The organism is Rhodococcus sp. S3 (assembly GCF_058211795.1).
The window spans coordinates 3592797-3611602 of the sequence record NZ_CM177074.1 but is presented as its reverse complement, the minus strand read 5'-3'; the positions used below and the strand labels follow the sequence as shown (position 1 = coordinate 3611602).

Here is an 18806-nt window from a genome sequence, read left to right as displayed (position 1 = left end):
CGTTCTCCCACACCGTCGGCACATCCGGCGTGACACCGGATTTCGTGGTGGGGGAGAACCCTGACGGAACCTCAGGAAACGCGGTGCAGTCGTGCCGCCTGCCGCACGAGATGGTCGCGTTCGGGGATGCTGGTCGCCAGGTGCGCGGCCTCCGCATAGAGCCGGGCCGCCGTGACGGTGTCGCCGGCGCGTTCGTGGAGATACGCCGCGGCCGCCGTGTACCGGGGCAGGCTGGGGTCGAGCTCGGCCATCGCTGCGAGACCGGCGTGGGGTCCGTCGGCCTCACCGACCGCGACGGCACGGTTGAGGCGGGCCACCGGGTTGTCGGTGAACTGCAGGAGCTCGTCGTACCACTCGACGATCTGCACCCAGTCGGTCTCCTCCGCGGTGCGCGCGTCGGCATGCAGGGCGGCGACGGCGGCCTGCGCCTGGAACTCGCCGAGCCGGTCGCGGGCGAGCGCGGCCTGCAGGATCTCCACGCCCTCCGAGATCATGCGCGTGTCCCACAGGCTGCGGTCCTGTTCGGCGAGCGGGACGAGACTGCCGTCCTGCCGGATGCGCGCCGCTCGCCGGGCGTGGTGGAGCAGCATCAGCGCGAGCAGACCCGACACCTCCGGGTGATCGATCACCGCTGCCAGCCGGCGCGTGAGCCGGACGGCCTCGGTGGCCAGGTCGACGTCACCCGAATAGCCCTCGTTGAACACGAGATAGAGCACCCGCAGCACCGTCGCGACGTCGCCCGGCCGATCCAGCCGGACGTCCGCGATCGTGCGCTTGGCCCGGCTGATGCGTTGGGCCATCGTCGCCTCCGGGACGAGATAGGCCTGCGCGATCTGCCGGGTGGTCAGCCCACCGACGGCCCGCAGGGTGAGCGCGACCGCCGAGCCGGGCGTGAGCGACGGGTGGGCACACAGGAAGTACAACGCGAGCGTGTCGTCCACCGGTGTGCCCGGACCGGGCCGGGGCTCGGTGTCGACGAGGATCTCGCGGCGTCGGCGGGACGCATCGGCGCGCACGGTGTCGAGGAATCTGCGCCACGCCACTGCGACCAGCCAGCCCTTCGGGTCGTGCGGCGGATCCTCCGGCCACACCCGCAGGGCTTCGACGAGCGCGTCCTGCACGGCATCCTCGGCCGACGCGAAATCCGCTCCGCGGTGGACGAGGATGCCGATCACGGTGGGGACGAGCGTGCGCAGCAACGCGTCGTCCATATCTCACTCCGTGACGGTGTCCATGACGTCACTCCGTGACGGTCGGCGGTTCGGACATGAACGGGCGCACCTCGAGCCATTCGTGGATCGGCTTCCCACCGGCTCCCGGCGCGGCCGACAGTTCGGCAGCCAGTTCCAGTGCCCGGTCGTAGCCGTCGACGTCGATCACCATCCACCCGGCGATGAGATCCTTCGTCTCCGGGAACGGCCCGTCGGTGACCGGGGGACGTCCCTCACCGTCGTAGCGGACGAAGGCACCCTCCGGGGAGAGTGCCTGCGCGTCGACGAACTCACCGGTGCTCTCGAGACGGGCGGCGAAATCCTGCATGTACCGGATGTGGGCCGACACCTCCTCCGGCTCCCACTGATCCATGGGGACGTCGTTCACCGCTGCCGGGGCGCCGCGGTAATGCTTGAGCAGCAGGTACTTGGCCATGATGTTCTCCTCCGTGCGGTACGGCTCATTGTGGCCGCGTTCATGGAGGAGACGGAGTCGCTTCCGGATTCTCGACATCCCTCCGCGAACGATTCGAGGTTAGGGTCGCGGCATGCGTATTCATCTCGGACCGGGCCACGACGAACACCTCGCCGCCGCGATCGTCTCCGGCGGTGGAACTCTCTCCGAACTGGACGAGGCCGACGCCCTGGTGTGGGACGGCAGCGCCGAGGAGTTCCCGGATCTGCCCGACCGGGTCCGCTGGGTGCAGCTCACCTACGCGGGTATCGAACCGTTCTTCCGGGCGGGCGTGATCGACGACCGGCGGCTGTGGGCGAATGCGTCCGGCGTGTACGCCGACAACGTGGCCGAGTACGCGGTGGGAGCGTTGCTCGTGGGGTTGCGGCAGTTCCACGCCTCGGTCGCCGCGAAGCGGTGGACCAAGGACGTTCTCGACCCGCGGGTGCGGACCCTCCACGGCTCGACGGTGGCCATCGTCGGATGCGGCGGTATCGGCCGGGCGATGATCCCGCGCCTGCATGCCCTCGGCGCGGACGTCGTCGCGGTCAATCGTTCGGGGCGTCCCGTCGACGGCGCGAAGGTCACGCTGCCGGCCGACCGCACCTCGGAGGTGTGGTCGATGGCCGATCACTTCGTCGTCGCCGCACCCGCGACCGCCGAGACCGATCATCTCGTCGACGCCGCCGCGCTCGCGGCGATGCCCGGGTCGGCGTGGCTCGTGAACGTCGCGCGGGGCAACCTCGTCGACACCGACGCGCTGGTGAAGGCCCTCGGGGACGGCGCGATCGCCGGGGCGGTCCTCGACGTGACCGATCCCGAACCGTTGCCCGACGGTCATCCGCTGTGGGATCTCGACAACGCCGTGATCACGCCGCACATCGCCAACACGCGCAGTCGGCTGACACAGACGTTCGCGCCGACCCTCGAGGAGAACGTGCGCCGGTTCGTCGCGGGCGAGGAGTTGATCGCCCGGGTCGATCCGAACGCGGGTTACTGAGGCCGTTCGGCCGCCTTCTTGATCACGGACAGGCGACGGTCCCAACCGGCCCCCACCGCCTCGATCGCACGCCCGACCGCGCTCAGCCGCGATCCGACGGCGGAGAAACGGATCTCCCGCCCGGCGCGCTCGGAGGTCACGAGACCGCACCGTTCGAGCACCGCCAGATGCTTGGCGATGGCCTGACGGGAGACCGTGAACTCGGCCGCGAGCCCGGACGCCGACGCCGGAGACCGGCCCAGTCGCTGCAGAATGCGCCAGCGGGTGTCGTCGGCCAGGGCCGCGAAGACGGGATGCAGGTCGGCGGAGAACTCAGCGTCGGGCAACGCTTCCGTCCTTCTCGAGATGGTGCTTGGCGATCTCCAGTTCGGTGGTCCAGCCGCGGGAGTTCTCCTCGAAGCGGGTGCGGCGTTCGCTCGCGTCGCCGGGCAGGGAGTCGAATCCGCTTTCCGTGACGCGTAATTCGGTCGTGCCGGTGTCGAGTGCGGTGAGCCGGAACTCGACGAGGGTCGACGGACTGTCGGGATCGGTGTGGTCGGCGAGCCAGCGGAAGGCCGCGTAGTGCGGTTCGTCGAGGGTCACGGTGCGGAAGACGAAGGCGCCGTGGACCGGATCGTGCACGGTGGTGAGATCTCCGTCGTGTTCGAGGCGGTGCTCGGTCCACTCGTTGTCGTTGATGTACCAGCCGGGTTCGGCCACGAGTGCCCACACCCGGTCGACGGGGGCGTCGATGGTGATGTCGCGTTCGATGCGGTCGAGTTCGTCGGTCATGACTTCTCCTCCGATGGGAATGCAACTCCAGGGTTGCACCATGTCGCCTATGATGCAACCCCCCGGTTGCAGTCGATCGTGCAGTTCTCGTCGCGACACGCCGGGATACGTCGACGAGAACTGCACGCGTTCGAACGTCTTGTTCGAACACATGTGCGATACTGGACCGGTCGAGGAGGTGCCGGAGTGGGATGGGGAAACGGTCCGCCGACCTGGTCGGAGATGGAACGTGTGCTCTCGGGACGACCCGGCACTTCCCGTCGCGATGCCGAACATCCCGGCGACGGGAGCGACAGCCCGGCGTGGTCGCGCACCCGCACCGAGTACGAGGCGCGGGTCCGGCGTCCGCAGGGACCGGTCGTGCCCTACGCCGAACTGCACGCCCACTCCGCGTTCAGCTTCCTCGACGGTGCCTCCACGCCGGAGGAGCTCGCCGAGGAGGCGGCACGACTCGGACTCGAGGCCCTCGCGGTGACCGACCACGACGGACTGTACGGAGCGGTGCGATTCGCCGAAGCCGCACGCGAACTCGACATCCGCACCGTCTTCGGAGCCGAGCTGGGCCTCGACGATGCGCACCTGCTCGTCCTCGCCCGCGGTCAGGAGGGCTATCGACGCCTGTCGCGGCAGATCGCCGACGCCCACCTCGCGGGAGGGGAGAAGAACAACCCGACGTACGACTACGACGCGCTCACCGATGCTGCCGGTGGGCACTGGCAGATCCTCACCGGTTGTCGTCGGGGGCACCTGCGACAAGCGCTCGCCACGGGCGGGGTCCCTGCCGCCGAGGCGGCATTGCTCGACCTCGTCGACCGGTTCGGTGCCGACCGCGTGACCGTCGAACTCACCCGTCACGGATATCCCGACGACCACGAACGCAACGCAGCCCTCTTCGAACTTGCCGGGCGACACGGCATTCCGTGCATCGCGAGCACGGCGGCGCACTTCGCGCACCCCCGTCGGCGACGTCTGGCGATGGCCGTGGCGGCGATCTCCGGCCGGCAGAGTCTCGACGACGCCGTCGGCCGGATCCCGCCGACCGGCGGCGGGCACCTGCGGTCGGGGGAGGAGATGGCACGGCTGTTCGAGGCCTTTCCGGGTGCCGTGCACCATGCCGCCGAACTGGGTCGTGAATGCGCCTTCGACCTGCGTCTCGTCGCACCGAAACTGCCGCCCTTCGATGTTCCCGACGGGCACACCGAGTTCACCTGGCTGCGCGAACTCACCTACGACGGGGCGCGTCGCCGTTACGGTCCGGTCGAGCGCCGCCCCGACGCCTATCGGCAGATCGAACACGAACTCGACGTCGTCGGCCGGCTGGGGTTTCCGGGATACTTCCTCGTCGTCCACGACATCGTCGACTTCTGCAAGCGGAACGACATTCTCTGCCAGGGAAGAGGGTCGGCCGCCAACTCGGCGGTCTGCTACGCGATCGGCATCACCAACGTCGACCCCGTCGGCAACAAGCTGCTGTTCGAACGCTTCCTGTCGCCCGAACGCGACGGTCCACCCGACATCGACCTCGACATCGAATCCGACCGGCGCGAGGAGGCGATCCAGTACGTCTACCGCAAGTACGGACGGATCAATGCCGCGCAGGTCGCGAACGTCATCACCTACCGCGGTCGTTCCGCCGTCCGCGACATGGCCCGTGCCCTCGGATACTCACAGGGGCAACAGGACGCGTGGAGCAAGCTGATCGGCCGGTGGGGTGGGGTGCGGGTCGAGACCGACGAACGGATCCCGGAGACGGTTCTCGATCTCGCCGAACAGATCGAAGGTCTCCCACGGCATCTCGGCATCCACTCGGGCGGCATGGTGATCTGCGACCGGCCCGTCGCCGACGTGTGCCCCGTCGAGTGGGCGCGGATGGAAGGGCGCACCGTCCTGCAGTGGGACAAGGACGACTGTGCCGCAGCGGGTCTCGTGAAGTTCGATCTGCTCGGCCTCGGCATGCTCTCCGCGCTGCACTACATGATCGACCTCGTCGACGAACACGAAGGCGTCCGAGTCGATCTCGCGCACCTCGACCTCTCCGAACCGGGGGTGTACGAGATGCTGTGCCGCGCCGACTCGGTGGGCGTCTTCCAGGTGGAGTCGCGGGCGCAGATGGCCACTCTGCCGCGGTTGAAGCCGCGCTGCTTCTACGATCTGGTCATCGAGGTGGCCATCATCCGGCCCGGCCCTATCCAGGGCGGTTCGGTGCACCCCTACATCCGGCGGCGCAACGGTCTCGAACCCGTCACCTACGACCATCCGTGCCTCGAGAATGCCCTCGAACGCACCCTCGGCGTTCCGCTCTTCCAGGAGCAGCTCATGCAGATGGCCGTCGACGCCGCGGGATTCACCGCGGCGGAGGCCGACCGGTTGCGTCGCGCCATGGGATCGAAACGGTCGACGGAGAAGATGGAGCGTCTGCGAGGACGTCTCTATCAGGGCATGCGGGACCTGCACGGCATCACGGGAGACGTCGCCGACCGCATCTACGAGAAGCTCTACGCCTTCGCGAATTTCGGTTTCCCCGAGAGCCACTCGCAGAGCTTCGCCTCGCTGGTGTTCTATTCGGCGTGGTTCAAGCTGCACCATCCCGCAGCGTTCTGCGCGGGCCTGCTGCGTGCTCAGCCGATGGGTTTCTACTCGCGGCAATCGCTGGTCGCCGATGCCCGACGTCACCGTGTGGTCGTCCACGGCCCCGACATCGGGGCGAGCCTCGCGCACGCCACCCTCGAGAACGAGGGTCGCGAGGTCCGGCTCGGCCTGGCGACGGTGCGGCACATCGGCGACGATCTCGCCGAACGCATTGTGACCGAACGCAGTGCCCACGGCCCGTACACCTCGCCCGCCGACCTCGCCGCCCGCGTCGGTCTCACCACCGCGCAGGTCGAGGCACTGGCCACCGCAGGAGCGTTCTCCTCGTTCGGTGTCACCCGCCGCGAAGCCCTCTGGGGTGCGGCCCCGGCCGCGGCACAACGCCCCGGACGGCTTCCCGGGATCGGGACGGTGCCGGCTCCGGCCCTGCCGGGCATGAGCGCTCTCGAACTCGCCGCCGCCGACGTCTGGGCCACGGGAATCTCGCCCGACAGCTATCCGACGCAGTTCCTGCGCGAGAGGCTCGACGAACTCGGGGTGATCCCGGCCGCTGACCTGTTGCAGGTCCCCGACGGGACACGCATCCTCGTCGGCGGGGCCGTGACCCACCGGCAGCGACCGGCGACCGCCGCCGGTGTCACCTTCCTCAACCTCGAGGACGAGACCGGAATGGTGAACGTGGTGTGCTCGGTCGGCCTGTGGGCGCGCTACCGGACGGTGGCCCACACCGCTCCCGCCCTGCTCGTCCGCGGCCGGCTCCAGAACGCCGAGGGGGTGGTCACGCTCCTCGCCGACCATCTCGAAGCCATGGATCTGCGAATGCCGAGCAGATCACGCGACTTTCGCTAGCATCGCCGAGTGTGAAACGCCTGTCGCTGGTGTCGTTGGCTCTGTTCGCGCTGGTCGTCACCGGCTGCGACGAGGGTGGGGGAGGCGAGGGCTCCTCGGCGTCCGCGCCGGCGATCTCGGCACCCGCGATCGTCGACGGCGGTCTCCGCGAGTCGCAACCCGCCGAGGAGTCCGACCGCAAGGAGGTCGTCACCGGCTACCTCGAGATGGATGCCGGCGATCCCGTGGCGACCGGCCGCCGGGTCGTGACGGTCGTCGAGGAGGCCGGTGGGCGCGTCGACTCGCTCACCGAACAACCGGAGACGAGCAGCATGCTCACGGTGCGGGTGCCCGCCGAGCGGCTCGACGAGGTCGTCGACGAGATCCGCACGCTCGGCCGTGTCACGAGCTTGAGCACCACCCGCGACGACGTGACGATGCAGTACACCGATCTCGAAGCCCGAGTAGGGGCGTTGCGGGCCTCGGTGGACCGCCTGCGGGCACTGCTCGAATCGTCGGCCGACGTCGAGGCACTGATCGCCGCCGAGACCGCCCTGGCCGAACGACAGGCCGAACTCGACAGTCTCGAGGCGCAGCGACGTCAGCTGGGCGACCGGATCGAACTGTCCACGCTCACCGTCGACATCACCACCGATCGCCTTCCCTCCGAGCAGGACAGTTTCTGGGACGGGCTGGTCGCAGGATGGAACAGCCTGTGGGCCGCGCTGGGGGCAGCGGTGGTCGGTATCGGCGCCGCGCTACCGTGGGTGGCGTTCCTGTTCGTGTGTGCAGGTGTCCTCTACCTGGTCATCCGGCTCATCACCCGACGGGAACGTTCGTCCGGAACCACCGGGACGCCCGATACCGAGAGGACCGACAGCGATGCGTGAGGTCGACCTGGCCGCACTCGAATCCGCGCTCACCGACGGGGCGACCGTCATCGACGTGCGTGAACGCGACGAATACGCCCAGGTGCGCGTACCCGGCGTCACGAACATCCCGCTCAGCGAGTTCGTCGCGCGGATCGACGAGATCCCCACCGAGGGCACCGTCTACGTCGTCTGCGCCGTGGGTGGCCGCAGTCTGCAGGCCGCGCAGTATCTCGCCGGTCGCGGAGTCGACGCCGTGTCCGTCGCGGGCGGCACCGACGGATGGGCCCGCTCGGGTCGTCCGGTGGAGAGCGGCGCCTAAACCCCTCCGGGGAAACCGTGCTGCCGCCACGCCTCGTAGCAGGCGACGGCTGCGGCGTTCGACAGATTCAGTGAACGACGCCCGGGCAGCATGGGGATACGGATCTGTTCGGTGATGTGCGGGTCGGCGAGCACCTCGGGCGACAGCCCGGTCGGTTCAGGGCCGAACAGCAGCACGTCGCCGGCCCGGTACTCGATCTCCGCATAGCTCGACGTGCCGTGCGCGGTGAACGCGAACACCCGCTCGGGGGCCAGCGCCGCCCACGCGGCATCGAGGCTGCTGTGCACGGTGACCGACGCGAGATCGTGGTAGTCCAGGCCCGCACGGCGCAGTTTCGGCTCGGACAGGTCGAAGCCGAGGGGTTCCACCAGGTGCAGTTCAGCGCCGGTCGCGGCGACCATGCGTATGGCATTGCCGGTGTTGGGGGGAATGCGCGGCTCGTGGAACATCACTCTGAACACGATGCAGGTTAACAAGTCGGCACTGTGTGGCCCGGCTCGCACGCCCCTCCCACCTGCCTCGGTGAGGTTTCCGAATCGTCGGTGTAACACACCGATCGGTACCGGCGACGTTCTGCGGAACGTATTCCTCAGAACGGATCGAGCATGAATCCTCCTGCCGGTTGGCATCCCGACCCCTACGACCCGTCCATCGATCGCTACTGGGACGGTCAGCAGTGGACGAACCAGACCAGGCCCAAGGGCAGCGGCGACCCCACGCAGGTGTTCGGGGCTGTCGGCCAGGGTGGCAATCCTCCTGCCGGAGGTGGGCAGAAGCGACGCAAATGGCCGTGGGCGCTCGGCGCCGGCCTCGTCGGACTCGTGGCGCTCGGTGCCGCTGTCGGTGACGAGGAACCGAAGACGGAAACCTCCTCGGTGGTGTCCACGACGAGCAGTTCGGTGGCTCCGACCACGACGACGCCTCGGACGACGACACCGGCGCCCACCACGACCTCCGACTCACCTGCCGTGGTGCCGTTGGTTCCCCAGGTCGGAACGACCGTCGTGGAAACCACGACGGAGTACACCCCGCCGCCCGCTCCCGCATACACTCCGCCGGCGACGACGGAGTACACGCCGCCCCCGACGCCCGAGTACACCCCGCCGCCGGTCACGCAGTACACGCCCCCGCCCGCTCCTGCGTACACGCCACCTCCGGTGCAGCAACCGTCGGTGTCGTACAAGAACTGCTCCGAGGCGAAAGCAGCAGGGGCTGCCCCGATTCTGCGCGGGGAACCCGGATACGCATCGCGTCTCGACAAGGACAACGACGGCATCGCCTGCGACAAGTAGTGCGCGCTCCGGTGTTCGGGTGTGCCTGTCACATCCGAACACCGGTGACGGTGCATTGTGCGCAGCCTGAGCGGAACCGGTGACAGTCCGGAAGCGCCCGTGATCGAGTGGCGTGGACCCGAATTCCGCTGGAACCGAAAGGCGAACCCCGCCCGATGTCGCACGGCACCGTCGAAACTCCGTACACCGCATCCGAGGACCGTTACGAGACGATTCCCTACCGTCGCTCGGGGCGGTCCGGGCTCGACCTGCCGGCCTTCTCGTTCGGCCTGTGGCAGAAGTTCGGTACGGACTATCCGTTCGAGACGCAGCGGGAGATCATCCTCCACGCCTTCGATCTCGGCATCACCCACTTCGACAACGCCGACCGGTACGGTCCGCCGCACCGCGCCGCGCAGAAGAACTTCGGCCGGATCCTCGGCAAGGACCTCGCGCCCTACCGGGACGAGATCATCCTGTCGACGAAGGCCGGCAACCCGATCGGTCCCGGTCCTTACCAGAAGGGCGGGTCGCGCAAGTCGCTGCTGGGCTCGCTCGAGCACAGCCTGCGTGATCTCGGCACCGACTACGTCGACATCTTCTACAGCCACAGCCCGGACCTGTCGACGCCGCTCGAGGAGACCGTCGGGGCACTCGTCTCCGCGGTCGAGCAGGGGAAGGCGCTCTACGTCGGCATCTCGAACTATCAACCGGACCGTGCGCGCGAGGCCGCGGCACTCCTGCGGGAAGCCGGTGCCCCGCTGCTCGTCCATCAGCCGCGCTACTCGATCTTCGACCGCAGCATCGAGCAGAACGGTCTGCTCGATGCTGCCGAGCAGGACGGCTTCGGACTCGTCGTGTATTCGCCGCTCGCACAGGGACTTCTGACCGACAAGTACCTCGAGACCATCCCGGACGGTGCGCGAGCGGTGGACAGCGCGTTCCTCTCCCCGGACGTGATCGACGAGACCTACCGGCAGCGCGTCACCGAACTCGACAAGCTCGCCCGGTCGCGTGGGCAGTCGCTGGCCCAACTGGCGCTGCAGTGGGTGCTCCGGCAGCCTGCCGTGACCTCGGCGCTGGTCGGTGCGAGCTCGACCTGGCAGCTCGACCACAACCTCGAGGCGCTGAGCTTCCCGCCGCTCACCGACGACGAGCTCGCCGTCATCGACGAGTACGGCGTCCACGGCACCGGGCTCGGTCTCTGACATGACTGCGGGTGCTTCGCCGGCGGTCGACGCCGTCGAGGTGGACGAGGACGTCCATCCGCTCGACGATCCGATCCGGCAGTCGCTGCGTGGAGTGCATGCGCGCTTCGCGCGGTGGTCGGGCCGGATCGGCGGATACCACCCCGACGTCGCGGGGCACATCGGACACCCGGCAGTGATGACCGACGAGGACTGGACGCACCTGGCCGCGCTCGTGGGTCCGTCGGTCGAGGTGGCCGTGCGCGGACCCGGGCACACACCACCACCCGGCTGGGAGGTGCTCGGCTCGTTCGGGCTCGTCCAGATGGACGGGACGGACCTGGTCGTCGAACCCGATCCGGACCTCGTGGTCCTCGGCCCCGCGGATGTCCCGGAGATCCTCGAACTCGTGGCCCGCACCCGACCGGGACCGTATCTGCTGCGAACCGTCGAGATGGGCACCTATCTGGGCATCAGGGTGAACGGACGTCTCGTCGCGATGGCGGGGGAGCGTCTGCATCCGCCGGGATGGACCGAGATCAGTGCCGTGTGCACGGACGCCGAGTTCCGGGGATGCGGATTCGGCACGCGCCTGGTCAAGGCCGTCGGTGCCGGTATCCGCGCACGCGGCGAGATCCCGTTCCTCCACGCATCGGCCGCGAACACGACCGCCATCCGGCTCTACGAGAACCTGGGATTCACGCTGCGCAAGCGATCCGTGCTCACCCGCGTGCGCACACCGACGGTGTAGCCGGGAGACGCGTGCTTTCATTCTCGGGTTCGATCCGGTCGACCGCGGGAGATGTCATGGAATCACCGGTAGCGACGTATGTCTCGGCGGTACGCAGCTTCTCGGAGCTGGTCCGTGTCGTGCCGATCGACCGCTGGGACGGCCCCGGCCTGGGTGAGTGGGACCTCCGAGCGCTGATCGGCCACACCTCGCGCTCGTTGACGACCGTCACGAGCTATCTGGACGGTCCCGCCGACACCGAGGACCTCGCGAGCGCGGAGCAGTACTACGTGCACGTCAAGGAACTCACCTCGGTTCTCGGCGCGGAGGACATCGTCGAACGCGGACGTCGTGCCGGTGCCGACCTCGGCGACGACCCGGTGGCCACGATCGATGCCCTGTCGACCGCGGTGATCGAACGGCTCGGTGCCGGCGAGGACCGTCTGATCCGGGTGATCGGAGACAAGGGGATCCGGTTGCACTCCTATCTGCCGACGCGCACCTTCGAGCTCGCCGTCCACGGTCTCGACATCGCAGCTGCGGCGGACGTCCCCTTCACGCCTCCGGCCGACGTCCTCGAAGAGGCAACCCTGCTGGCCACGAGGATCGCGCTGGCACTCGGCGACGGTACGACCGTGCTGCGGGCCCTGACCGGACGGACGTCGCCACCGGACGGTTATTCCGTCGTGTGAGCGGAGACGTTCAGCGCAGCCGGGACCGGAACATCCGATCCTCGAGCAGCGCGAGCACGGATGCCGGGGGAGGCAATCGTGCGATCTCGACGCGCAATTGCTCGGCCCCGCGGCGGAGAGAGCCCGAGGACAGCGCGTCGAGGGTGATCCCTCCGATCTCCGCCGAGGTTACGGTGACGGGATCGACCGTGGTCCCTGCGCCCAGCGCGACCAGACGTCGGGCGTTGAGTTCCTGGTCCGCGCCCATCGGAAGCGCGACGACCGGAACGCCGTGGGTGAGCGCACCGATGACGCTGCCCGATCCGCCGTGATTGACGACGAGATCGACGTGCGGGAGCACCGCCGACTGCGGCACGAACCGCTCGATGCGGACGTTGCCGCCCGGTGAGGGCAGGGTGGCCGGGTCGACGTCGCGGCCGCCCGTGACGAGCACGCGCGCAGGTAGTCGGTGGAGTCCCCGGACGAGACGGCCGAAGAGATCACCGGACTCGGTGTTGAAGACGGTACCCAGCGTGACGTACACGCGGTGGGGCTTCTCGCCGCTACGAAGCCAGTCGATCGCGGGGTGTCCGTGGGACGCGAGCGACGGGCCCGGCCCGATCGAGACGGCTGTGGCGGGCAGGGGGAAGTCGGGATCGCGGAACGACGGCGGGAACGGTGAGATGACGAGATCCCGTTTCAGGAAGGAGAACTCGGGATCCGAGGGGAGTCCGTGGGTCGCCCGCAGTCGTCCCAGTGGCTCACGGATGCGGTCGATCCGGGTGAGCGCTCCGGACGCGATCACGTCGACCACCACGCGGGGAACGGCGGCGTGTTCGGCCGCCGTCATCGCACCGAAGTCCATCTCGTCGCAGATCACCAGATCCGGATGCCAACGGTCGACGACATCGCAGACCAGGTCGAATCGTCGCGCCGCGAGCGCACCGGCGAAGTGGGTGCCGATCACCGAGTACTCGTGGTCGAGGTCCGGAGGAGCGAGCGTGCCCGTGGACCGTCCGGAAGGAGATGTCGTGTCCCCCTCGGGGAAGTACGCGTCGAAGCCTTCGGCGCCTGCGAGGACGTCCGCCTCCCCGCACACGCCGAGACGGTGGCCGGCCCCGCGCAGGACGTCGGCGATCGGGAGCATCGGTGCGAGATGGCCGAGGCCGCCTGCGAACGAGAACAGGACGCGACGCGCGGCCCGGCCTCGTGTGCTGCCGGTCGTCGATCCGACTCGGTGCGCCATGGCCGAATTACACCGCTCCGCGTTCCTGTACGCGAATCGCCGACCGGATGTGACCTCGAGCGGTAACTGGTTCAATCGAGAGGCACGAGCAGCGGGCGACCCGGGAGAGAACCATCGCGATGACACGCCGACGCGGAATTCGACTGGCCGCGCGGGACGCGCTCCACGTCTTCGTGGGGGACACCGACCCCGAAGCCCCGCCGCCGACCATGGTGAGTTTCTACGTCTTCGACGCCCGGGCAGGCGAAGCCCCCATCCGCACCCGTGAGGATGCCGTCACCTGGATCGGGGAGCGTCTGCATCGCGCACCGGCGCTCGGCCGACGTCTGCACCGCGTGCCGGCGAACCTCGACTTCCCCTACTGGGTGGAGACGGACGTCGATCCGGACGATCACGTCCGGTACGAGACGATCGGACCGACCTCGCGCAGCGAGTTGCATCGGCTGCTCGCGTCGACGAAGGAACGCCGTCTCGATCTGTCCGCACCGCCGTGGGAAGTGCACGTCCTGAGCGACATCCGCGGTGTCGAGGACCTTCCCGAGGGCGCCACCATCGTCGCGTTGCTCCTGCACCACTCGGTGACCGACGGGCTCGGAGCCGTCGAGATCGCTCGTGCGCTGCTCGACGATCCGGCTGCCGCCCCTTCGACGGGAGGACGCGTCGTCGCCGTGCCGGGACCGGTCCGCGCGGCGGTCTCGCTGCCCTTCCGGTACGCGAGGATGCTCCCGGCTCTGGTCGCAGCACGTCGCGCTCGACGAGCACTGGGTGATCTCACCACCTCGGGGGAGATCACCGCGCCCCGGCCGCAGCGTCCCCGCACCCGCTTCGACACCGACGCCGGCGGCCCCTGGCAGTTCGGCGTCGTCCGTATGCCGTTGCCGGAGGTGCGTGCCGTCGCGCGCGCCACGGATACCTCGGTGAACGACGTGATCCTGACGGTCGTCTCGGGCGGACTGCGCGCCTACCTCGCATCCCACGAGGAAATTCCCGCCGACTCGCCGGCGGCGATCGTTCCGGGATCCCTCCGGGACGGAGCGGGAGCGGAGTCGGAGAACAAGGTCACGCTCATGTATGTCGACCTGCACCTCGATCGGGCTGATCCGCGCGAGCGGCTCCGCCGAGTCCACGAGTCGGCCGCTCTCGAGAAACAGCGCATCCGGCGTCCGGAGGCGGCTGCCTCCGTTGCGGCGGTGGATGCATCGCCCGCGTTCGACCTGGCGATGACGATCCGGCGAGCGCACCGCGGGCGGGTGGGGCCCACGGGAGACGTGGTGCCGCTGGCCAACACCACCGTGACGAATGTGCCCCGCGGGCCGGTCGAGGGACTCCGCTTCGGGGACAGTCCCGCCGTCGAGGCGATCGGTACTCCGATGCTCAACCGGAACTACGGTCTCGTCCACTCCGTGACATCCCTCGGCGAGGCCCTCACCTTGTCTTTTCTGGCCTCGGACTCCTGCATGCCCGACCCCGGGCAGTACGAGCGGCATCTCGCCGAGGCCTTCGCGGAACTGGCCCGGGAGTGCCTGCCTCCGGGCGCGCGGACGGTTTCCGGTACCGGCCGCGATTCGACGCCGGACGGGCGCCTGGAAGAATGAACGACGTGACTGCGACGATCCTGGACGGCAAAGCAACCCGCGACGAAATCTTCGAGGACCTGAAGGTCCGCGTGGATGCGCTGAAGGCCAAGGGCGTCACGCCCGGTCTCGGCACGATCCTCGTCGGCGACGATCCGGGATCCGCGGCCTATGTGCGCGGCAAGCACAACGACTGCGCGAAGGTCGGCATCACGTCGATCCGCAAGGATCTGCCCGCCGACATCACCCAGGAACAGCTGTTCGAGGCGATCGACGAGCTCAACGCCGATCCTGCCTGCACCGGCTACATCGTCCAGCTCCCGCTGCCGAAGCATCTCGACGAGAACGCGGCGCTCGAGCGCATGGATCCGGGCAAGGACGCCGACGGATTGCACCCGGTCAACCTCGGCCGGCTCGTGCTCGGCAAGGAGGCTCCGCTGCCCTGCACGCCGCGCGGCATCATCCACCTGCTGCGCCGCTACGACGTGGAGATCGCCGGCGCGCACGTGGTGGTGGTCGGTCGTGGCGTCACCGTCGGTCGCCCGATCGGTCTGCTGCTGACCCGTCGTTCGGAGAACGCGACGGTCACCCTCTGCCACACCGGCACCCGCGACCTCGCCGCAGAGGTGCGCCGCGCCGACATCATCGTCGCAGCCGCAGGTGTTCCCGGCCTGGTGACGGCGGACATGGTCAAGCCCGGCGCCGCTGTGCTGGACGTGGGTGTCTCCCGCACCGAGGACGGACTGCGCGGCGACGTCGCCGCGGACGTGCGTGAGGTCGCGGGCTTCGTGTCCCCGAACCCCGGGGGCGTCGGACCGCTGACCCGCGCCTTCCTGCTGACCAACGTCGTGGAGCGGGCCGAGCAGCTCGCGTCCCGATAAGCAGGTCGACGACTCCGGGAGACGAGATGGCTCAGGCTCTGCGATTCACGCGTCTGAACCTGCCGCTGCTCGCGGTCACCCTGGTGATCGCGGCAGCGGTGATCTTGGTGATCGCCGACCGGTGGCGACGCGGAGCGTTCGTCTTCGGCGGCGCCACGATCCTCGCCGGCCTGTTCCGCTGGGCTCTCGACGAGGACAAGGTCGGTGTCCTCGCGGTACGCGGCAAGGCGTTCGACGTCGCCTCGATGATGGTCGTCGGCGGAATCGTGGTGGCGCTCGCCGCGTCGATCGACCCGCTGGGAACCGACTAGCCCTCGGCGAGCTTCATCAGTTCGACGAGGAGCTTCGCGACCTCGTCTGCCTCCGTGAGGAATCCGTCGTGCCCGTCGCGGGAGACGAGCACACGCAGGTCGCCCGATCCCGGGAGCAGATCGGCGATCTCCTGCTGCAGGCGCAGCGGGTACAGCCGGTCGGAGTCGACGCCGGCGACGATCGTCGGGACCGGGGTGGACGCGAGTGCGGCCTCGACGCCGCCGCGTCCGCGGCCGACGTCGTGCCGGTTCATCACGTCGGACAGCACCACGTAGGTACCGGGATCGAAGCGCGCGACGAGCTTGCGCGCCTGGTGCTCGAGATAGCTCTGCACGGCGTACCGGCCCCCACGCCACGGGTCCTCGTCGTCCTGGGGGAGATTCCCGAAGCGCGTGTCGAGTTCGAGTTCGGTCCGGTAGGTGAGGTGCGCGATGGTCCGGGCGATGGCGAGCCCGGCTTCGGGACGCCGCCCAGAGCCGTAGTAGTCGCCGCCCTGCCAGTCGGGGTCGGCCGTGATGGCAGCCATCTGCGCGGTCTGGGTGCCGATCTGGTCGGCGGTCGCGCGGGCACCGGTGGCGAGGACGAGCGACGCCCGCACCCGCTCCGGGTACGCGATGATCCACTCGAGAGTGCGCATGCCACCCATCGATCCGCCGGTCACGGCGGCGAGGACGTCGATGCCGAGCTTGTCGAGCAGCGCAACCTCGGCCGCCACCTGGTCGCGCACGGTGATCAGCGGGAAGCGGGACCCCCAGGCCTTGCCGTCGGGCGCGGTGCTGCCGGGCCCGGTGGAGCCGCGGCACCCGCCGAGGATGTTCGTCGAGACCACGCACCAGCGATCGGTGTCGATCGGAGCACCGGGGCCGACCATGCCCGACCACCAGCCGGGGGACGGATGCTCCGGTCCGGCGGGGCCGGTGACGTGCGAGTCGCCGGTGAGGGCGTGTTCGACGAGCACCACGTTGTCGCGGGCGGGGGAGAGTTCGCCCCACCTCTGCACGGCGATCGTGACGTTCGGCAGCGTCTCGCCGCTCTCGAGCGCGAGATCGCCGATGTCGATGGTGTCGAGGCGTCCATCCGCCGGGGGCAGTTCGACGCGACGCCGCTCGGTGCCCGCCGTCAAGAGGTGACCGCCTCGAGGCTCGCGGTGGGCTGGCAGCGCCGGCTGCGGATGTCGGTCATCGTGTCCTTCCGGCGGTGATGGGAGGTGTGATCGTGGCTTGGGTGCGACAGCACATCATCATCTCAGTCCTCCCGACAACAGGCTTGTCGGTGGGGTTCCACCGACCGTGTCATCACCCGGAGCACCCCACCCCGGTCGGAGGGTTGCCGGCCAGCAAGCCGGGGCTTGACGCTGGCACTCATGACTTTCCCGGCAGTCTAGCGACTCTCCGTCGCAGGGTCTTATGCACCCTCTGAACATCCCTGACCAGCAGGAAAGTTACCGGTCGGTAGGGCGTGGGGCTGGGACGAGGTGCTTTGCGGTCGTCGGCAATAGCAGTACGCTTGTCATGTTTGGCCGCGGTCCAGGACGTGGACACGGCCATGCTCGCTGCTCGCGAGCCGACGGCGACCGCACCCACAAAGTGCGGTCGATTGGGGACCTACAGAAACGTCCTAGGAGGACACGAAGCGCATATGTCCAAGATCAAGGTTGAAGGTAAGGTCGTCGAGCTCGACGGCGACGAGATGACCCGCATCATCTGGCAGTTCATCAAGGACAAGCTGATCCACCCGTACCTGGACGTGGATCTCGAGTACTACGACCTCGGCGTGGAGAACCGCGACGCCACCGACGACCAGGTGACGGTCGACGCGGCGAACGCCATCAAGAAGCACAACGTCGGCGTCAAGTGCGCCACCATCACCCCCGACGAAGCGCGTGTCGAGGAGTTCGGCCTGAAGAAGATGTGGCGGTCGCCCAACGGCACCATCCGTAACATCCTCGGCGGCACCATCTTCCGCGCGCCCATCATCATCTCGAACGTGCCGCGCCTGGTGCCGGGCTGGACCAAGCCCGTCATCGTCGGCCGCCACGCGTTCGGCGACCAGTACCGCGCCACCGACTTCAAGGTCGACCGCCCGGGCACCGTCACCATCACCTTCACGCCCGAGGACGGCAGCGAGCCGATCCAGCACGAGGTCTGCCGGATCCCCGAGGACGGCGGCGTCGTGATGGGTATGTACAACTACAAGAAGTCCATCCAGGACTTCGCGCGCGCCTCGCTCTCGTACGGCCTGCAGCGCAACTACCCGGTCTACCTGTCGACCAAGAACACGATCCTGAAGGCCTACGACGGCATGTTCAAGGACGAGTTCCAGCGGATCTACGAGGAAGAGTTCAAGGCGGAGTTCGACGCCGCCGGTCTCACCTACGAGCACCGCCTCATCGACGACATGGTCGCATCGTCCCTCAAGTGGGAGGGCGGCTACGTCTGGGCCTGCAAGAACTACGACGGCGACGTCCAGTCCGACACCGTCGCGCAGGGCTACGGCTCGCTGGGTCTGATGACCTCCGTCCTGATGACCCCGGACGGCAAGACCGTCGAGGCGGAGGCCGCACACGGCACCGTCACCCGGCACTACCGTCAGCACCAGCAGGGCAAGCCGACGTCGACCAACCCGATCGCGTCGATCTTCGCCTGGACCCGTGGCCTCGAGCACCGCGGCAAGCTGGACAACACCCCCGAGGTCATCGAGTTCGCGCAGCAGCTCGAGGATGTCGTCATCAAGACCGTCGAAGCCGGTCAGATGACCAAGGACCTCGCCCTGCTCGTCGGCCCCGAGCAGGGCTGGCTGACCACCGAGGAGTTCCTCGCCGCACTCGACGAGAACCTGCAGAAGGCTCGCGCCTGACCTTCCGCTCCGTTCTCGACAGCACGTACACGGG

Annotated in this window: 19 protein-coding genes and 1 riboswitch; of the genes, 12 read left to right on the top strand and 7 right to left on the bottom strand. The window is 68.7% G+C overall.

Features of this window, described 5'->3' with window-relative positions; translation table 11 throughout:
- Positions 1-71 precede the first annotated feature (71 nt).
- Together AC0LPE_RS16930 and AC0LPE_RS16925 are read right to left on the bottom strand one after the other, a co-directional pair.
- Positions 72-1211 (bottom strand): DUF6596 domain-containing protein, encoded by a 1140-nt coding sequence (locus AC0LPE_RS16930; RefSeq protein ID WP_160874364.1) that lies wholly within the window; start codon positions 1209-1211, stop codon positions 72-74.
- Between the two features lie 28 nt (positions 1212-1239).
- Complete coding sequence (locus AC0LPE_RS16925; protein ID WP_160874362.1) at positions 1240-1647, bottom strand: YciI family protein; 408 nt, start codon at positions 1645-1647, stop codon at positions 1240-1242.
- Between the two features lie 112 nt (positions 1648-1759).
- On the opposite strand from AC0LPE_RS16925, the gene AC0LPE_RS16920 reads away from it, so the two are divergent.
- A complete protein-coding gene (locus AC0LPE_RS16920; protein WP_258258630.1) occupies positions 1760-2665 on the top strand; it encodes a D-isomer specific 2-hydroxyacid dehydrogenase family protein in 906 nt (301 codons plus the stop codon).
- On the opposite strand, the gene AC0LPE_RS16915 is transcribed toward AC0LPE_RS16920, so the two are convergent.
- A complete protein-coding gene (locus tag AC0LPE_RS16915; RefSeq protein ID WP_490604865.1) occupies positions 2659-2991 on the bottom strand; it encodes an ArsR/SmtB family transcription factor in 333 nt (110 codons plus the stop codon). The two genes, AC0LPE_RS16920 and AC0LPE_RS16915, sit on opposite strands and share 7 nt — an antisense overlap.
- Complete coding sequence (locus AC0LPE_RS16910; RefSeq protein WP_490604864.1) at positions 2978-3436, bottom strand: SRPBCC domain-containing protein; 459 nt, start codon at positions 3434-3436, stop codon at positions 2978-2980. Before AC0LPE_RS16910 ends, AC0LPE_RS16915 begins: the two co-directional genes overlap by 14 nt.
- A 186-nt stretch (positions 3437-3622) precedes the next feature.
- On the opposite strand from AC0LPE_RS16910, the gene AC0LPE_RS16905 reads away from it, so the two are divergent.
- From AC0LPE_RS16905 to AC0LPE_RS16895, 3 genes are read left to right on the top strand one after another with little or no spacing between them, the layout of a single operon-like run.
- Positions 3623-6874, top strand: a complete 3252-nt coding sequence (locus AC0LPE_RS16905) for an error-prone DNA polymerase (RefSeq protein WP_490604863.1) — start codon at positions 3623-3625, stop codon at positions 6872-6874.
- Between the two features lie 11 nt (positions 6875-6885).
- Positions 6886-7743 carry a DUF4349 domain-containing protein gene (locus AC0LPE_RS16900; protein ID WP_088897641.1) on the top strand — a complete coding sequence of 286 codons (858 nt, stop codon included), beginning with the start codon at positions 6886-6888 and terminating at the stop codon, positions 7741-7743.
- On the top strand, positions 7736-8044 hold the full coding sequence (locus AC0LPE_RS16895) for a rhodanese-like domain-containing protein (RefSeq protein ID WP_016692855.1): 309 nt from the start codon (positions 7736-7738) through the stop codon (positions 8042-8044). Before AC0LPE_RS16900 ends, AC0LPE_RS16895 begins: the two co-directional genes overlap by 8 nt.
- Here AC0LPE_RS16895 and AC0LPE_RS16890 read toward each other — a convergent pair.
- Positions 8041-8505: a tRNA (cytidine(34)-2'-O)-methyltransferase gene (locus AC0LPE_RS16890; protein ID WP_080597680.1), complete on the bottom strand. Its 465-nt coding sequence runs from the start codon at positions 8503-8505 to the stop codon at positions 8041-8043. The genes AC0LPE_RS16895 and AC0LPE_RS16890 overlap by 4 nt on opposite strands.
- Before the next feature lie 144 nt (positions 8506-8649).
- On the opposite strand from AC0LPE_RS16890, the gene AC0LPE_RS16885 reads away from it, so the two are divergent.
- From AC0LPE_RS16885 to AC0LPE_RS16870, 4 genes are all read left to right on the top strand, one after another.
- Complete coding sequence (locus tag AC0LPE_RS16885) at positions 8650-9336, top strand: excalibur calcium-binding domain-containing protein (RefSeq protein ID WP_490604862.1); 687 nt, start codon at positions 8650-8652, stop codon at positions 9334-9336.
- A gap of 155 nt (positions 9337-9491) precedes the next feature.
- On the top strand, positions 9492-10523 hold the full coding sequence (locus AC0LPE_RS16880) for an aldo/keto reductase (protein WP_088897643.1): 1032 nt from the start codon (positions 9492-9494) through the stop codon (positions 10521-10523).
- 1 nt (position 10524) lies between these two features.
- Positions 10525-11253 carry a GNAT family N-acetyltransferase gene (locus AC0LPE_RS16875; protein WP_088897644.1) on the top strand — a complete coding sequence of 243 codons (729 nt, stop codon included), beginning with the start codon at positions 10525-10527 and terminating at the stop codon, positions 11251-11253.
- A gap of 56 nt (positions 11254-11309) precedes the next feature.
- Positions 11310-11924 carry a maleylpyruvate isomerase N-terminal domain-containing protein gene (locus tag AC0LPE_RS16870; protein ID WP_490604861.1) on the top strand — a complete coding sequence of 205 codons (615 nt, stop codon included), beginning with the start codon at positions 11310-11312 and terminating at the stop codon, positions 11922-11924.
- 10 nt (positions 11925-11934) lie between these two features.
- Here the strand turns inward: AC0LPE_RS16870 and AC0LPE_RS16865 are convergent, their stop codons facing one another.
- Positions 11935-13149, bottom strand: coding sequence for a glycosyltransferase (locus AC0LPE_RS16865; protein WP_490604860.1), 1215 nt, complete (start codon positions 13147-13149; stop codon positions 11935-11937).
- Between the two features lie 119 nt (positions 13150-13268).
- Here AC0LPE_RS16865 and AC0LPE_RS16860 point away from each other — a divergent pair, with 119 nt between their 5' ends.
- From AC0LPE_RS16860 to AC0LPE_RS16850, 3 genes are read left to right on the top strand one after another with little or no spacing between them, the layout of a single operon-like run.
- The gene (locus tag AC0LPE_RS16860; protein WP_202399492.1) at positions 13269-14744 is read left to right on the top strand and encodes a wax ester/triacylglycerol synthase domain-containing protein; all 1476 of its coding nucleotides are present in this window, start codon (positions 13269-13271) and stop codon (positions 14742-14744) included.
- A gap of 5 nt (positions 14745-14749) precedes the next feature.
- Positions 14750-15604, top strand: coding sequence for a bifunctional methylenetetrahydrofolate dehydrogenase/methenyltetrahydrofolate cyclohydrolase (locus AC0LPE_RS16855; protein WP_186455312.1), 855 nt, complete (start codon positions 14750-14752; stop codon positions 15602-15604).
- 26 nt (positions 15605-15630) lie between these two features.
- Positions 15631-15915: a DUF3017 domain-containing protein gene (locus AC0LPE_RS16850; RefSeq protein ID WP_016692847.1), complete on the top strand. Its 285-nt coding sequence runs from the start codon at positions 15631-15633 to the stop codon at positions 15913-15915.
- On the opposite strand, the gene metX is transcribed toward AC0LPE_RS16850, so the two are convergent.
- Entirely contained in the window at positions 15912-17039 is a 1128-nt protein-coding gene (gene metX, locus AC0LPE_RS16845; protein ID WP_088897647.1) for a homoserine O-acetyltransferase MetX, read from the bottom strand. The two genes, AC0LPE_RS16850 and metX, sit on opposite strands and share 4 nt — an antisense overlap.
- A 134-nt stretch (positions 17040-17173) precedes the next feature.
- A riboswitch (SAM riboswitch) is annotated at positions 17174-17285 on the bottom strand.
- Positions 17286-17554: 269 nt separating this feature from the next.
- On the opposite strand from metX, the gene AC0LPE_RS16840 reads away from it, so the two are divergent.
- Positions 17555-18772 (top strand): NADP-dependent isocitrate dehydrogenase, encoded by a 1218-nt coding sequence (locus AC0LPE_RS16840; protein WP_088897648.1) that lies wholly within the window; start codon positions 17555-17557, stop codon positions 18770-18772.
- Positions 18773-18806: the final 34 nt, after the last annotated feature.

Coding starts and splice junctions, on each gene's coding strand:
- AC0LPE_RS16880 (WP_088897643.1), top strand. CDS start 9,492: ATGTCGCACGGCACCGTCGAAACTCCGTACACCGCATCCGAGGACCGT.
- AC0LPE_RS16930 (WP_160874364.1), bottom strand. CDS start 1,211: ATGGACGACGCGTTGCTGCGCACGCTCGTCCCCACCGTGATCGGCATC.
- AC0LPE_RS16910 (WP_490604864.1), bottom strand. CDS start 3,436: ATGACCGACGAACTCGACCGCATCGAACGCGACATCACCATCGACGCC.
- AC0LPE_RS16850 (WP_016692847.1), top strand. CDS start 15,631: ATGGCTCAGGCTCTGCGATTCACGCGTCTGAACCTGCCGCTGCTCGCG.
- AC0LPE_RS16920 (WP_258258630.1), top strand. CDS start 1,760: ATGCGTATTCATCTCGGACCGGGCCACGACGAACACCTCGCCGCCGCG.
- AC0LPE_RS16875 (WP_088897644.1), top strand. CDS start 10,525: ATGACTGCGGGTGCTTCGCCGGCGGTCGACGCCGTCGAGGTGGACGAG.
- AC0LPE_RS16925 (WP_160874362.1), bottom strand. CDS start 1,647: ATGGCCAAGTACCTGCTGCTCAAGCATTACCGCGGCGCCCCGGCAGCG.
- AC0LPE_RS16870 (WP_490604861.1), top strand. CDS start 11,310: ATGGAATCACCGGTAGCGACGTATGTCTCGGCGGTACGCAGCTTCTCG.
- AC0LPE_RS16865 (WP_490604860.1), bottom strand. CDS start 13,149: ATGGCGCACCGAGTCGGATCGACGACCGGCAGCACACGAGGCCGGGCC.
- AC0LPE_RS16885 (WP_490604862.1), top strand. CDS start 8,650: ATGAATCCTCCTGCCGGTTGGCATCCCGACCCCTACGACCCGTCCATC.
- AC0LPE_RS16860 (WP_202399492.1), top strand. CDS start 13,269: ATGACACGCCGACGCGGAATTCGACTGGCCGCGCGGGACGCGCTCCAC.
- AC0LPE_RS16895 (WP_016692855.1), top strand. CDS start 7,736: ATGCGTGAGGTCGACCTGGCCGCACTCGAATCCGCGCTCACCGACGGG.
- AC0LPE_RS16840 (WP_088897648.1), top strand. CDS start 17,555: ATGTCCAAGATCAAGGTTGAAGGTAAGGTCGTCGAGCTCGACGGCGAC.